At 49.8% G+C, this 14582-nt stretch carries 9 protein-coding genes and 1 pseudogene; 4 read left to right on the plus strand and 6 right to left on the minus strand.

Going from position 1 to position 14582, the window contains the following annotated elements; translation table 11 throughout:
* Positions 1-58 precede the first annotated feature (58 nt).
* Positions 59-829 carry an autoinducer binding domain-containing protein gene (locus tag HMY34_RS08435; protein ID WP_202718804.1) on the plus strand — a complete coding sequence of 257 codons (771 nt, stop codon included), beginning with the start codon at positions 59-61 and terminating at the stop codon, positions 827-829.
* Positions 830-904: 75 nt separating this feature from the next.
* Here the strand turns inward: HMY34_RS08435 and HMY34_RS08440 are convergent, their stop codons facing one another.
* Positions 905-1513: an NBR1-Ig-like domain-containing protein gene (locus HMY34_RS08440; RefSeq protein ID WP_202718805.1), complete on the minus strand. Its 609-nt coding sequence runs from the start codon at positions 1511-1513 to the stop codon at positions 905-907.
* A 231-nt stretch (positions 1514-1744) separates the two neighbouring features.
* Here HMY34_RS08440 and HMY34_RS08445 point away from each other — a divergent pair, with 231 nt between their 5' ends.
* Entirely contained in the window at positions 1745-2560 is an 816-nt protein-coding gene (locus tag HMY34_RS08445; protein ID WP_202718806.1) for a hypothetical protein, read from the plus strand.
* Here the strand turns inward: HMY34_RS08445 and HMY34_RS08450 are convergent.
* Positions 2557-4074: a B12-binding domain-containing radical SAM protein gene (locus tag HMY34_RS08450; protein ID WP_202718807.1), complete on the minus strand. Its 1518-nt coding sequence runs from the start codon at positions 4072-4074 to the stop codon at positions 2557-2559. The genes HMY34_RS08445 and HMY34_RS08450 overlap by 4 nt on opposite strands.
* 374 nt (positions 4075-4448) lie before the next feature.
* Here HMY34_RS08450 and HMY34_RS08455 point away from each other — a divergent pair, with 374 nt between their 5' ends.
* Positions 4449-4853, plus strand: a complete 405-nt coding sequence (locus HMY34_RS08455; RefSeq protein ID WP_202718808.1) for a 3D domain-containing protein — start codon at positions 4449-4451, stop codon at positions 4851-4853.
* Between the two features lie 85 nt (positions 4854-4938).
* Positions 4939-6198: a BaiN/RdsA family NAD(P)/FAD-dependent oxidoreductase gene (locus tag HMY34_RS08460; RefSeq protein ID WP_323127465.1), complete on the plus strand. Its 1260-nt coding sequence runs from the start codon at positions 4939-4941 to the stop codon at positions 6196-6198.
* An 816-nt stretch (positions 6199-7014) separates the two neighbouring features.
* Here the strand turns inward: HMY34_RS08460 and HMY34_RS20545 are convergent.
* The 4 genes and pseudogenes from HMY34_RS20545 to HMY34_RS08485 all read right to left on the minus strand — a co-directional run.
* Positions 7015-9234: pseudogene (locus tag HMY34_RS20545) on the minus strand (type I restriction endonuclease subunit R); the annotation flags it as partial.
* A gap of 107 nt (positions 9235-9341) precedes the next feature.
* Positions 9342-11009, minus strand: a complete 1668-nt coding sequence (locus HMY34_RS08475; RefSeq protein ID WP_202718809.1) for an ATP-binding protein — start codon at positions 11007-11009, stop codon at positions 9342-9344.
* Positions 10996-12270 (minus strand): restriction endonuclease subunit S, encoded by a 1275-nt coding sequence (locus HMY34_RS08480; protein WP_202718810.1) that lies wholly within the window; start codon positions 12268-12270, stop codon positions 10996-10998. Before HMY34_RS08480 ends, HMY34_RS08475 begins: the two co-directional genes overlap by 14 nt.
* The gene (locus tag HMY34_RS08485; RefSeq protein ID WP_202718811.1) at positions 12270-14486 is read right to left on the minus strand and encodes a type I restriction-modification system subunit M; all 2217 of its coding nucleotides are present in this window, start codon (positions 14484-14486) and stop codon (positions 12270-12272) included. The genes HMY34_RS08480 and HMY34_RS08485 overlap by 1 nt, the downstream gene beginning before the upstream one ends.
* Positions 14487-14582 lie beyond the last annotated feature (96 nt).

Here is a 14582-nt window from a genome sequence, read left to right on the forward strand (position 1 = left end):
CTGCCGTTAGACTAGTGGTACTAACACCCAAAGCCCCGTTGCTGGGAAGTCTGGATTTATGCGCCCTCATCAATATTTACTCGGTGACTTTGTTAATACACTGTTTTCCAAACCCTCGTTTCAAGAACGCTTCACGCTTTACGTCAACTTCATCGAAACGTTGGGGTTTGAAGGGCGGGTTGTCTACACCTACTTGCCGCTGTTGAGCATGGAACGTGAAGGCAAGCTATTCCCAGCACCGCCAGAATTCACGCATACGAATGATTACCCGGTTAATTTTCTGCAACACTACGTCGCTGAAAACTTGGATCGCTGCGACATCAGCGTCAAAAAAATCAAAAACCACGATTTTTCCCTGACAAACTACCGCGAACACGCTGAAACCATCGGGCTGAAACCTGATGAAAATCGTTTTGATAAGTTAGCCACGCAATTATACGGCTGCGTGAATGCCCTCAGTATTCCCGCTGCGGGGGCAATCGGCATTTCCACCATCAATATTATCAGCAGCGAACACCCTGATATTTTTAACCATTTAATGCGCGAACGCGCCGAACTGTTGTTGCAGATGACGCAGATATTCCACAGTTTGGTATTATCCGACCCGCAAACCTGTACGCGGTTTACCTCGCCGTTTTTGCCAAGCTTAAATGAAACCGAAATCACCATTTTGCGTTACGCTGCCACGGGTAAGCCCTTCAAAAACATTCAAGATCACACGGGGATTTCGTATCGCTACGCCAGCAAGGTGCTGGATAAACTGCGCGATAAATTAGGGGGGATTAATCGGGATAGATTGTTCTATTTAGCCGGATTATTGCATTTGTAAATCAGCCTAATGTAGAGACGCAAAATCTTGCGTCTCTACGCTGGCAGACGACCTGCCATGACTGGGATGTCTAGCTCACGGTATCACTTTAACCATGCAATACAGCCCAGCATGAGAAGGAATCGCCATTTCGCCCGCCGCATTGACACATTTCCAATGCGAAATCACCGCACTGCACGGCGTATTGGGTGCACGCAAACGCACCGCTAAACGCACCTGCTCGCCCGGCTTGGTATCGGGAATCGGCACACTTTCACTCGCTGGTAAGAGTTTGGTGTCGCCATCAATACTCACGCATTGCAAGTGCCAACCAATCCAAGCTTCTTTGCCTAAATTGGTGACTTCCCAGATTTTCTCAAATTCTTCCCCGGCGCGAACCTGACTATTGTCGGGGAAGGTTACATCCGCCACAAAGCCCAGCACAAACGCGGTACTACCGCCTCTGCGCCCGGCTTGTGACACCTCACGTCCATTAAAAAAGATACGTAACATGCTTAACGGGTGAGTTTCCAGCGTATCCGCCACCTGAGTCAGGGTGGATAATCTGGCCTCACCAATTTCTGCACGTAACAACTTATGCCATGTTTGACGTGAAATACCAGAGCGTTTTGCAGCTTCCGTAGTCGTCATCTGCATGGCACGCAGACGCAACCGCAAGTAATCTGCCAAATCTAATGCAGACATGTTTATTATTCCTCAATGATCAACTGACGAATATCAATTTAACAGAAAGGAAATCAAGACGATAGAGTGCACAATATTTTAAGTTATGAATAATATACAATGCATAACCACCAAAACCCCACCTTCACTGCGATCGGTGAACGGATGCAAACCGTTTGGAAACAAGGAATTGCCGAACGGATGGCTATCCATTAGTATCCAAACCTGAACCTCACCGGATTAATGATTATTATGCTGAAGTATCTGGCACATTTAAGTTGGGTAAGCGCCTGTAGCCTGTTGTTACTGTTAACAAGCTGCGATAACGCTCCCGAAAACCCAGCAGCCTCGCCCTCCTCCAACGTCACCGTCTTGGAAACCTATATCCAAGCCTTGGAACTGGAAAATGAGACGCTGGATACCCGGTTTGGCAAATTACAAATCACCCACAGCCAGCCCGACTCCCCCCCAGACTCCTTGATGCTGAATGATAAGAAGATTTTCCAACAAGAAGGTTTTTACCTGTCGCTGCACTACTACATTAAACAAAATAACCGCGATGTGGTGCTGTTTGGTACGAATTGCGGCGGCACGGCTTGCCCGCAAAACCAGTTCCATTTCCTGCTGTTGGAGGAAGACGCTGACCCCATCATGGTGAGCCATGCCGATTTCAACGCCGTGCCAGAAGATCTCACCGTGAATGTCGATGGCGAACGCTTATTGCTGGATCTGGGTTTCCAAGCGGGCAAACACAAAAATGCGGTACTGCAAGGCAGTCAATTGGGCATTGAACTCGAAACCGTGCCCAAAAGCTTTGTTGGCGAAGAAAACTGCCGCTGGTTGTACGAAGAAGCCCTAGGCGCGTGCAAAGAACACCGCGAAACCGATGGCAACTGCGCCGACCCGCAAGCCAGTTTCCCCGGCTACCTAACACGCGGGGTCGCGGCGGTAGGTGAACACCCCGGTTTTGTCGGTGAATCGTTCGCACGGCGCTGCAAGATTGCCTGCGAAAGCGCCAAAATCGTTGATTACCCCACGTTTGCCAAAGAAGTGTGCAGCAAGTCTTAATTCAGAAAGCGTAATTGGCGCTGATTGCCACTTTTACCGCCATCCTGTGGCGTTGCCCGGTTTTTACGGGCTTCGCTCAAAAACGGAATCTGCCCTTTCTGCCCCGTCACTGCATAATCTTGCAGCAAAGCGTCTTCCAACACGCTTGGCTCAATCCCCAGCACTGCCTGCCCAGCGCCATGTACCAGCACGAATAAACGTGGCAACGCAATTTGATGCGTTTGTTGCACTTGCGCATAAATCCAAGCCGACAATGCCCAGAAACGCGCAAACGGCGCATCCCCCAACAACAACGGCAAGGTATGCGCAAACCGCCCGGAATTGGCGATCATGTCCCAATAGCGGGCAAACCGATTCATCTGTTGCATGGTGTCGAAATCCACCCGATCGGTACGCAAAATGTTGTACGGCGGCTGCGGGTTGTACACCATCCCAAACGCCTCGGTATGGCGAATAATCGGCGTACCACGTAAGCGTTTGAGGATACCCACCTGAATTTCATGCGGATTCAAGGCCATCAAACGGTCAAAACCCGCCCCAAAACTCGGCAAATCCTCCCCCGGCAACCCAAAAATCAGATCGGTGTGCAAATGCGCGGCAGAATGTTCCCGCAACCAACGGATATTTTCCGCCGATTTTGCATTGTCTTGCTTGCGGCTAATCAGCGCCTGCACCTCTGGGTTAAAGGTTTGAATGCCAATTTCAAACTGCAAAGAACCGGGTGGAAAACGGGTAATCCGTTCCTTAAGCGCGTCCGGCAAATGGTCGGGAATCAGCTCAAAATGCAAAAACGTTGCCGCATCCAAGCGTTCCAAGAAAAAGTCCAGAATCGCCACCGTCGTGGCAATTTTCAAGTTAAAGGTGCGATCCACAAAGCGAAACTGACGCAAACCCCGCTGCCACAGCCGATCCATTTCCGCCAAAAAGTGTTGTAGTTCAAACGGCAACGCGGTTTTATCCAAGGCAGATAAGCAAAACTCGCATTTAAACGGACACCCGCGTGAGGCTTCCACGTAAATTGAGCGTGTTGCTAAATCATCCTCGGTGTATTGCGTATACGGTAGCGTCAACTGCGCCAACGGCACTTGTTCGCCAGCAATAATCTTGTTTAAGGGCTTTTGCCCGTGCAGCAATTGCCCGCACAATTGCCGGAAACTCACCTCGCCCGCCCCGGTAATCACGTAATCCGCCTGCTGCACAATCGTTTGTTGCGCGGTTTCGTAACTGACTTCCGGGCCGCCTAACACAATCACCACGTCCGGGGCGAGTGCTTTGAGCAACGCTACTAAGGCGGTGGTTTCGGTGATATTCCAGATATACACCCCCAAACCGATGATACGCGGTCGACCGATTAATAATTGCTCAGCAATATCCAACGGGCGCATTGCAATCGTAAATTCCATGATTTTTGTTTGCGCTTGCCACTCACCCTGATTGGCTAATAAGTAGCGTAAACCCAACGACGCATGGGTGTAGCGCGCATTCAAAGTGGCAATAATAATAGTGTTTACCATAATTAAAATCGTATTTTATCCATTTAAATTTCTGATTAATTAGCAATTAGCATCACCATTATTTTCAAACCATTGTTTTACATGGCTCATAAATGATGATTATTGATTAATTTAATTAACCAGCGAAATTTTTATCAGCAAAAAAATGACAATACTGTGTCTCTGATATACACTCAGTTACCTTATACTATGTTGTTATATAGATACAGTGAAGTTGATTAGTGTCGCCAATCATTCATCACCCCAAACCTTACCGTTTGTCAGTCGCACGTCAAAATCTTCTTCATTAGAATATATTGATATGCTAATATCTTTTTAATCTTTCGATCAACTTTAGTAAAATTTCTTTTTAAATTAAAAACTTAGGTTAATTTATGTTTACTGTAAAACGTCTCCTAACAGTGGTTCTTCTAACCATTAGCATGGTTGGAATCGCCTCGGCTGGGCAGAAACGGCCGAACAGCCTTAATGTAACCGCTACCGCTTATAACTCGGTTTCCAAGCAAACTGATAGTACTCCAGACATCGCCGCATGGGGCGACCGCCTAACACCTGGCATGAAAGCCATCGCTATTTCCAGAGATCTGTTGAAAAAGCATGGCCTTAGCTACGGTGACAAGGTAAAAATCAAAAGCCCAGATGGTGAATACCTCGACGGCGAATACGTCGTTATGGACAAAATGCACTCACGCTGGCGCAAAAAAATCGACATCTACATGGGAAGAGATGTCCACAAAGCAAAACGCTGGGGAAGACGCACCGTGAGCATTCACTGGTAAAATCCCCTCTTCGATCGAAAGATTTCCGAAAGCCCGCACCTATCGCGGGCTTTTTTCTTAGCAAACAAACGCTTATTATGCGCCCATGCAAACCCCAGAAACTTATGATGTTGTGATTCTCGGCGCAGGCGCGGCGGGATTAATGTGTGCAGCGATGGCCGGAAAACGCGGGCGGCGCGTGCTATTGCTCGACAAAGCCGACAAAATCGGTAAAAAAATTCTCATCTCCGGCGGCGGACGTTGTAATTTCACCAATCTGCACGTCAACCCAGCCGCTTATTTGTCTCAGAATCCCCACTTTTGTAAATCCGCACTGGCACGCTACACCGCCAACGATTTCCTTGATTTGATGCGTCACTACCACTTGAGCTGGCATGAAAAAACCTTGGGGCAACTGTTTTGTGACCAAAAAGCCCCCGCGATCGTGGAGATGTTGTGGACAGAGTGTCAGCAAGCCGCTGTCACCTTGCGCCTCAATACCGACGTCACCCAGATTCAGCGAGCAGACGCGCAATTCCACCTGCACACCACGCAAGGGGCATTCCAAGCAGCGTCACTGGTGATTGCCACCGGCGGCCCCTCGATTCCACGCATGGGAGCAACCGATTTCGGCAGCCACATCGCCAAACAGTTTGGCTTGAAAAACATTCCGTTTTCGCCCGCACTTGTGCCGTTCACGTTTGACCAGACTTTATTAGAAGGCTTATTCGCGGGCTTGGCAGGTGTTAGTACGCCCGTGGCGGTCAGTTGCGGGGACGGTTATTTTCGCGAACAGATGCTGTTTACGCATCGGGGCTTGAGTGGCCCGGCAATGTTGCAAATTTCATCGTATTGGCAAAAAGGAGCAGCAGTACAAATTGACTTGCTACCGGGGCTAGATGCTTATGCGTGGCTACAAAGCGTGCAACAGCAACGCCCGAAAGCGGAATTGAAAACGTTGTTAGCCGAAGTCTTGCCCAATCGCTTGGCGCAACGCTTGTGCGAAACCTTGTTTCCTAACCGTCCGTTGGGGCAATACGGCGATAAAATGCTTCAGTCGATTGCCGCGCAATTGCACGCATGGGAATTAACCCCGGCGGGTACAGAAGGAATGCGCACGGCTGAAGTGAGCTTGGGTGGGGTGGATACGCGCGAATTATCGTCTAAAACGCTGGAAGTCCGCAAAGTGCCGGGGCTGTATTTCATTGGTGAAACCGTGGATGTCACCGGCTGGTTGGGGGGTATAATTTTCAGTGGGCGTGGGCGTCGGGTTGGTGTGCGGGGCAGTATGCTTAACATCATCCCCGCCATCTGGCGGATCCAATTGCCGATAAATCCGTTCTGCCATCCACTCGAAAGCGGTTGAGTTGAATTCATCGTCAGCCATCATACGGGCAAACAGGGCTTCATTGTCATCCATGCGCTCGACAATTAGCCCATTCAAAGCATCTTTCAGCAGGCTTTTGAAGTCCTCGAAGCTATTGACCTTAGCAGCTTGTTGCAGGGTAGTATCTTCCACTGCCTGCTGTTGAATCTGGTTAAAGAAAAGCTCATCGGCTTGGGTAAAATCGCCACCGAAACGCTCATTCAGCAAGTCAATCAGGCACGACAGGGCAACCCTTTCCTCTTTCCCCCCACCCGTTCCCACATCGGTAGGTGCTTTCAGTGGGTCAGCCGCTGCGCCATCATTCAAGTGGATTCGCCGTGTTTCTTGTTTCTCAGCGCGATAAAATTCAAGGTCAACCAGATCATCAACACGCTCGGTATCGGCAAAGGGTCGGCGTGGCAGTTTGGTTAGCAAAAAGCGGGCATAGACGTACAGCAGTTCCAACTCTTGATCTTGAAACGGGATAACCTGCGATAAAAAAGCGTAAGTATTGCGGAAATTGACCAACTGGCTTTTGAATTGGTCTTGTTGGGCTTCCTCCTGCTCACCAAAACGCACGACAGCTTTGTCTAGCAAGCTATTCATTTTGGCGTGGTCTTTCTGATTGATTTTGTCCTTGAGTGGGTCAAAACATTGGTAGAACACCAAGGTATCTTCCAGCGTGAACAGGTGATATTCCATGACCTGATGTTGTAAATCATAGAGCTTTTGGGCATCTAGCAAATCTTCTGCTTGGGTGACTTCGTAAAAGGGCTTGAAAGCCTTGTAGATGTCATCGGTTTTATTCCTGAAATCCAACACAAAGGTATCGGTTTTGCCCGCACAGGTTCGGTTGAGGCGTGACAGGGTTTGGACTGCCTGAATCCCGGATAGGCTTTTGTCCACGTACAGGGTGTGTAGGTAGGGCTGGTCAAAACCCGTTTGGTATTTTTCGGCTACCAGTAATACCTGATATTCATTGCTGTCGAATTGTTCGGGCAATTCCTGTTCCTTGATGCCCTTATTCATTCGCACTTCGGTAAAGCTGCTTCCCGGTATGTCCTTATCATTGACCGTACCCGAAAAGGCCACCAAGGTACGCACGTCGGTGTAGCCTTTTTTCTGGATGTAAGCATCAAAAGCGCGTTTGTAGCGTACTGCGTGTAAACGCGATTCTGTGACGACCATCGCCTTGGCACGTCCCGCGATTTTAGCCCGGACGTGTTGACGGAAATGTTCAATGATGATTTCAGTTTTTTGTTGGATGACGGTTGGGTGCAACGAAGCAAAACGCATTAATGCTTTGGTGGTTGGGGTGCGTACCACTTCCGGGTCATCTTCACTTTTCAGTTTGAGCTGGTAGAACGTGTCGTAAGTGGTGTAATTCGCCAACACATCAAGGATGAATTTCTCTTCAATCGCTTGTTTCATGGTGTACTTATGAAACGGCGCTTTGCCATCTTCCCCCGGCTCATCAAAAATATACTTGGTCTTGTATTTGGGGGTAGCGGTAAAACCGAAAAAGCTGATGTTTTCCTGCTTACCGCGTTTCATTAGGGTACGCACGGCAGATTCCAGCGGGTCAATATCGCCTTCCACATCGCCGTATTCATCGCGATGCGCTTCCAAGTACTGCTGGGCGGCTTCCTGAATACCTTCCTTGTTGAGGATACCTTTCAAGTCCATCGCGTTTTCACCCGTTTGGGAACTGTGCGCCTCGTCAACGATCACGGCAAAACGTTTGCCCTTGCTCGTCCATATCAAAGGCTGATAAGCACCTTGATCACCATCCACCTGTTCAGCTTTTTCTTGGTTGAGCTTGTCGATGGTTTCGACCACAAACGGGAATTTCTGCAAGGTGCAAATAATGATTGGGGTGTGGCTGGTCAGTGCATCCACCAATTGGCGGGTATTTTCGTCGATGCGCTTGATGACCCCTTCTTTGTGTTCAAACTGGTAGATGGTTTTTTGTAGCTGCTGATCCAATACCCGCCGGTCTGTGACCACGATGGTGGTATCAAACACTTTTTTATCGGCGGCATTGTGCAAACTCGCCAGATGGTGCGCCAACCACGCGATGGAATTGGATTTACCCGAACCGGCAGAATGCTGGATCAGGTAATTACGCCCCGCACCCACAGTGCGGGTATGCATCACCAGTTTACGCACCACATCCAGTTGGTGGTAACGTGGGAAAATCAGCGTTTCTTTCTGGATGCGGGTGATCCCTGTCGGGCTATACAGCTTTTTCTCTTCCACTTGCAGGTGCATGAATTTGCCGAGAATCGACAACAGGCTGTCACGCGTCAATACTTCCCGCCACAAATACGTGGTGGCATAACCATTTTCAACAGGTGGATTACCCGCACCGTGTTTGTACCCACGGTTGAATGGCAGGAAATGGGTGCGCTGACCATCAAGGCGCGTGGTCATGAATACGCGGGTGGTATCAACGGCAAAATGCACTAATGCCCGTTGCTTGAAGGTAAACAGCAATTCCTTGGGATTGCGGCGTTCTTTGTACTGCTTTTTCGCATCCTCCACCGTCTCACTGCCTGACATTTCATTTTTGAGTTCCAGCGTGGCGATGGGTAAACCGTTCAGGAACAGCACCATATCCAGTGATTTTTTGTCCTGTGCGCTGAAATAAAGCTGGCGGGTGACACTGAGGCGGTTTTCCGCGTATAGCTCCCACGTATCGGGGTTCAGTTGGTTATTGGGGGCGAAGTAAGCCACCCGAAACGGTTTGCCAAAACACTTATAACCGTGGCGCAGGACGTGCAACATGCCCTTATTGGCAAGTTCTTTGTGCAGGCTTTCCAGCAGGTGCTTGCGGCTGTTGTCAGCGTGGATGCGCCGGAATGCCTGCCATTGTTTGGGCTGGGTTGCTTCGATGAAACGCAGCACGCTATCAGGCTTGAAGGCGTAAGCCTTGTCATAAGGGGTGTCATCGGCAACATAACCGCCCAATTCCAGCAAATCCGCTTCAATGGCGGCTTCAAAACGGTCTTCGGTATGGGTTTTTCCGGCTGGCATGGGGTGTCCTTTAGGGTAAACAGCAAGCGCATAAGTGGCGATAAATTACCATTAATTGCTTACATCTTCATCCGCATTCATCCGCATTCATCCGCATTCATCCGCATTCATCCGCATTCATCCGGTTTGGTGTAAAAAGTAGCAATACTCGCACCTTTCATCTGTAACTGCTTTGATTGTGTTAGCTTTCTCAGCAAGGCTTTGGCTTGTCCTTCAGACAACCGGCATAACTCCATTGCCTCACTGCGGCTGATTTGCCCGTGTTGTGCCACGTAATTCAAAATGAGTTGCTCATTCTGCAAGCTGGAAAAACCGACTTGGCGCGTGTAAGCCGCTTTATCGCCCAATGCTTGGTATAGCCCAGCCGACAGTGTGTAAGAACGCCCTTTGGTCACGCCATGTGCTTGAACCAAGCCTGCTTCATGCAAAGTTTCCAGCACCCGCTTGGCCTGATCCAGGTCTTTTTGTAAATGCTGTGCCAGCTCTTCACTGGTGATACGCCGGTATTCGCGCAACACTGCCAAGGTGATCAGGCTATCAATCGGTAACTGGCTACCCCGCTGACTTTCTTCATCAACCACCATTTTCAGGAAATTCAGGTCAGCTTCCGCCGTACTCAACTTCAGCACAACATTGACCGCATCGGTACGCCGATAATCCGGTTGCGGACGACCAAAGCGCAACAAACCCCGGTAAATCAGATCCACCCCACGCCCGGAACGCTCCACCAAACCAATCCGCTTCATGGCATCCGCCAAGGCGGGATTGCGCGGGCGGGGTTCGGTGGTCAGCAGGTTATGCAGCGTTACCCCTTCAACCAAGCCACCGGGATTACTGATGGTTAAACCCTCATCATCCAGCCGCACATGCACCGCACCCAAACGGGTGTAATCACGGTGAATAATGGCATTGGCGATGGCTTCACGGAATGCCGCTCTATCGACCTGCGGCACGGGTACACGGAACAGACCCACTTGCAGCTCACGCTCTGGATTGAAAGGGCGAAAACTGGTTTCCAACCAATCCAACAGTTTCAGCAACGGGAAACGCCGGAACTCATTGAAACGCACGGCCTCACGTTCCAACACCTGAAACGCCAGTTCGTGGGTGGGGACAAACTGGCGTAAGGCGGCCTCGCGCCCCAGCAACAATAAGCCCAGCAGGGTAGGTATGCGGCTACCGTCAGGGGTGCGGCGGGTCAAACCCAATGCGCCGTCCAAGGCTTCGTCATCCAGTTCCAGTAATATCCGGTCGCCACCGTAATGCTGGATATTCTGGCGCAAGCGTTCCCGTTCCAGCGGGTCAAAATCGCTGAGTTGCGCCCCTTGCACCGGCTGAGCCGACAAATCCAACTGGCCTAAGGTGGTTGAGCGGCTGATGAAATCATGCGGCAACAGCGGGACACATTCGGGCGAACCGTCAAACTTGAGCCGCCGCCGTAAATAAACACCTGCGGTGGTGGCGGTTGCTGAATGGGCTTGGGGTACGCTGATGCGGGCAACGCGGATACCTTGCACATCCACAACCTCCACCATCACAGCCAGCGAAGGGGAGGTGCGGGCGGCAATCAGGCCAACTAACGCATTTGCCATCTGGTGGTCGGGGTGCAAGCCAGTCGGCGTACCGTCATCCTCAACACCTAGCCACAGTTCGCCGCCTTCGGTATTGGCAAGGCAAATTACTGCTGCCAGCAAATCGCTATCGGGTAGTTTCTTGCGGTCGCTTTTGAATTCGATGGTGAGGGTTTCGTGAGGGGGTAATTCATGGGTTTGCATGGTTAGCCTCCTGCTGCCAGTTGCGCAGATCAATTTTACCCGTGACCGCCGCCGTAATCAGCGCAGTACGGTACTCCTTGAGCTTATCAATCGTCTGCTTATTCAGCTCCACCATTCGATCAATCCGCGCCGTCTCCTTATCCAAATACACTGCAATATCATTTTGTTCTTTGATATTCGGAACAAAAACTGGAATGTTTTGTATATCCGACATATTGAAGTGAGCAACCGTACTCCCAAGTGATAATTTTTTTATAAACTCATCAGCTAAACCCGCATGTAGAGAGTTCAACAAAAAAATAGGATTCATGCTGGTTTTATCAAACTGAAATAGCACCATTCTTTGACCTATACAGAGTTTTATATCATCAGGAACAATACAGGTTTCTCCCGCTGGTGCTTCTCGCGTAAAGAGAATATCACCCGCTTTTGGCTTGGCACGTCTTGTCCATTCCTCATAAGTATCTTGGTTTGTATACTTAGCTTTATCGAGTATCAGTTTTCCATTTCTAACATTTGTTGTACGCACAACTAAGTATTCGCCATCTTCAAAATACTCTGCTGTTTTGTGTTCTGTATCAGTAATATTTTGCACTACAAACTTTAATCGACGTTGTTGCCAATGCTTCGGCACTTTCCCCAGCCACTCAACGCCGGAATCTTTCAGCGTTACAGCGGGGTTCAAGCCTTTGGTGACAGCGTGGGTAATCAATGCAATCCGCTGCTCGTTGAGCCTGTCGATCAGGGTTCTTTTCTTGGCAATAAGCTGGTCGATTTGCTGGGTTTTGTAGTCAAGAAATTGCGCAATGGTTTGCTGTTCTTGATAGGTTGGGTATGAAATTAAATAGTTGCCTAAATCAGTTTGGGTAATGCTAGGCAATGCCGTTTGAGTCGCCAACAAATTAAATTGCAGGGTTGTGGCGAAAAAATATAAAAACCGCCCATGTGTTTGCTCTAAGATCACACTGTAAAACATGGTGTCTACAGTCCAGAATTTTTCATTTACATACAACGGCTTGTCAATAGTACCTTTTCGACCAAAAAGCACCGACTCACCATCATACAAATATTCAGTAGCAAACCTGAAGACACCACCAGACCCAAAAACAGGATAACCCTCAGAACTTTCGACTTCCTTATAATCACGACCATTCTGAATTTCAGCAACGAATTTCAGGCGGCGGACTTCCCAGTGGTCGGGGATTTTGCCGAGCCATTCGATGCCAGATTCGCGGTAGACGGGATACGCGGGGTAGTCCATTAAATGACTCCTTCCAGCATCCGCGCAATCTCGGCTTCAAGGTCTTTGACTTCCTGCCCAATCATAGCCAGCGGACGCGGCGGGGCATACTCGTAAAAATGCCGCGTGAAGGGGATTTCATAGCCGACTTTGATTTTCTCAAAATCAATCCACGCATCCGCACGGTACGGCAACACCTCGCGCTTGAGGTAGGCATTGCAATGTTCCCGCACCAACGCAATCAGTTTCGCCTTGCTGTCCTTTTCGTCGTAACCGATAGGCAAAGGTAACGCTATAGCCGCAGGCAGCGGCACTTGTTCGGTATCGCGCAATTCAGGGTCAGGCTCAAACCCGCCAAGGCTGGCAATGCACGGCTTGGCTTGCGGGTCACGCTCCCCCAACGCACTCGGCAACAACAAGGCTTTCAATAAGGCCGCATCGGTTTTCACTTCCGCTTTGATAAACGCCGCTTTCAGTTGTTTGCTGAATTCGACACGTTCCAGCACTAACCGACCGTCAGCAAACGCCGCCTTCATCCCCACCAGCACGGACAAAATTTCTGCCTGCCGTTCCTTGCCCGCTGCAATATCCGCTTGCCGCCCCTGCAAATCCACGCGCTTGCCTGACAGGGGCAAACCGATGAAATAACTGCCCTCCTTAAACCGCTGGATACGTGCATCATCCACTCGGAAATTCAGCCGTAACGGACGCTCCACCGTCAGTTTCAGGTAAGCAAATTCCTGATTGCGAAACACCTTGCTGACTTTCACCGGCTTGTCACCCACCACCAATACACGGCTATCATCGTCTTGACAGTCGTTGTAGATACGGGTGATTTCCGCGATATGATCGGGTTTGTTACCCTGCCCATTACCGATTTCATTACGCTTGTTGCCCAAACTTTTCTTCATCTTTACAAAAAATTGGGTAGCGTTAATCAGTTGCACCTTGCCGCACCGCGCGGGTGCTTTGTTATTGTTGAGAATCCAGACATAGGTATAAATGCCGGTGTTGTAAAACAACTGATCGGGCAAGCCTACCACCGCCTCCAGCCAGTCATTTTCAATAATCCAGCGGCGGATATTGCTTTCACCGCTGCCCGCATCGCCGGTAAACAGGGGGGAGCCGTTGAAGACTACTGCAATGCGTGCGCCGTTATCCCTTGCTTGCACCGGGCGCATCTTGGAAATCATGTGCAGTAAAAACAGCAATGCGCCATCATTGATACGCGGCAAACCCGCCCCAAAACGCCCGTTGAAGCCACCTGTTTTGTATTCGTCTGTGACATGCTTCTGCTGATTCTTCCACTCCACCCCAAACGGCGGATTCGCCAGCAGGTAATGGAATTTCTGGTTGGGATGCCCATCACCATCCACAAAATCACTGTCCGGCTTAGAACGCCCCGTACCCAAGGTGTCACCGTAGACAATGTTTTGGGTTGGCTCGTTCTTAATCATCAGGTCAGAACCGCAAATGGCGTAAGATTCGGCGTTGTATTCTTGCCCGAACAGTTCGATGTTGGCTTTGCCGTTTAATGCCTTGATGAACTTTTCCGCCTCGGACAACATCCCGCCCGTCCCACACGTCGGGTCATACACCGTGATACGTTTGCCGTCTGCAAACGCAGTGCCTTGGTCGCCACCACTGGCAAATACCAAATTCACCATCAGGTTGATGACTTCGCGAGGGGTGAAGTGATCCCCGGCTTCTTCATTCGCCTGTTCATTGAAACGCCGTACCAAGTCCTCAAAGATGTAGCCCATTTCCAGATTGCTGAGGCGGTCGGGGTGCAAATCCATATCGGCAAATGCCTTGACCACCTCATACAGGCGGTTGGCATCTTCCATCTTGGTGATTTCTTTATCGAACTCGAACTTTTCCAGAATCCGCCGCGCCGTGACCGAAAAACTACCGATGAACTTGTTCAGGTTGGTTTCCAGCTTGTCCGCATCATCCAGCAGTTTTTTGAAGGTAAAATCACTGCGGTTATGGAAGGGGATACCCAGCTTTGCATGGATGGTTTCTTCCATTTTGGCGGGCGGCATGGTCTGGTAAATCGGCTTGGTAAGTTCCGCTTTTACCTGTTCCCGCGTGGACTCCAGCACACAATCCAGACGGCGCAACACAATCAGGGGGATCATGACCCGCCGGTATTGAGGAGGGCGGTAAGTACCACGGAGTAATTCAGCAATTTTCCAGACAAGATCACTGTGGTTGTTGAGACTGTTTTCGGACATGAGGGGGTAAGTCAAAAATTAACGAGACTTAGTATATACGCGATTACAAACGGAAATGCAGCAACAGCCAGCCGCAATCGACTACAGGCAAGCGCT

It is taken from the genome of Thiothrix subterranea (assembly GCF_016772315.1).
GTDB classification, from domain to species: Bacteria; Pseudomonadota; Gammaproteobacteria; order Thiotrichales; family Thiotrichaceae; genus Thiothrix; species Thiothrix subterranea.

Excerpts from the sequence above, each read along its gene's own strand:
- HMY34_RS08435 (WP_202718804.1), top strand. The coding sequence starts at position 59 with ATGCGCCCTCATCAATATTTACTCGGTGACTTTGTTAATACACTGTTT.
- HMY34_RS08440 (WP_202718805.1), bottom strand. The coding sequence starts at position 1,513 with ATGTCTGCATTAGATTTGGCAGATTACTTGCGGTTGCGTCTGCGTGCC.
- HMY34_RS08445 (WP_202718806.1), top strand. The coding sequence starts at position 1,745 with ATGCTGAAGTATCTGGCACATTTAAGTTGGGTAAGCGCCTGTAGCCTG.
- HMY34_RS08450 (WP_202718807.1), bottom strand. The coding sequence starts at position 4,074 with ATGGTAAACACTATTATTATTGCCACTTTGAATGCGCGCTACACCCAT.
- HMY34_RS08455 (WP_202718808.1), top strand. The coding sequence starts at position 4,449 with ATGTTTACTGTAAAACGTCTCCTAACAGTGGTTCTTCTAACCATTAGC.
- HMY34_RS08460 (WP_323127465.1), top strand. The coding sequence starts at position 4,939 with ATGCAAACCCCAGAAACTTATGATGTTGTGATTCTCGGCGCAGGCGCG.
- HMY34_RS08475 (WP_202718809.1), bottom strand. The coding sequence starts at position 11,009 with ATGCAAACCCATGAATTACCCCCTCACGAAACCCTCACCATCGAATTC.
- HMY34_RS08480 (WP_202718810.1), bottom strand. The coding sequence starts at position 12,270 with ATGGACTACCCCGCGTATCCCGTCTACCGCGAATCTGGCATCGAATGG.
- HMY34_RS08485 (WP_202718811.1), bottom strand. The coding sequence starts at position 14,486 with ATGTCCGAAAACAGTCTCAACAACCACAGTGATCTTGTCTGGAAAATT.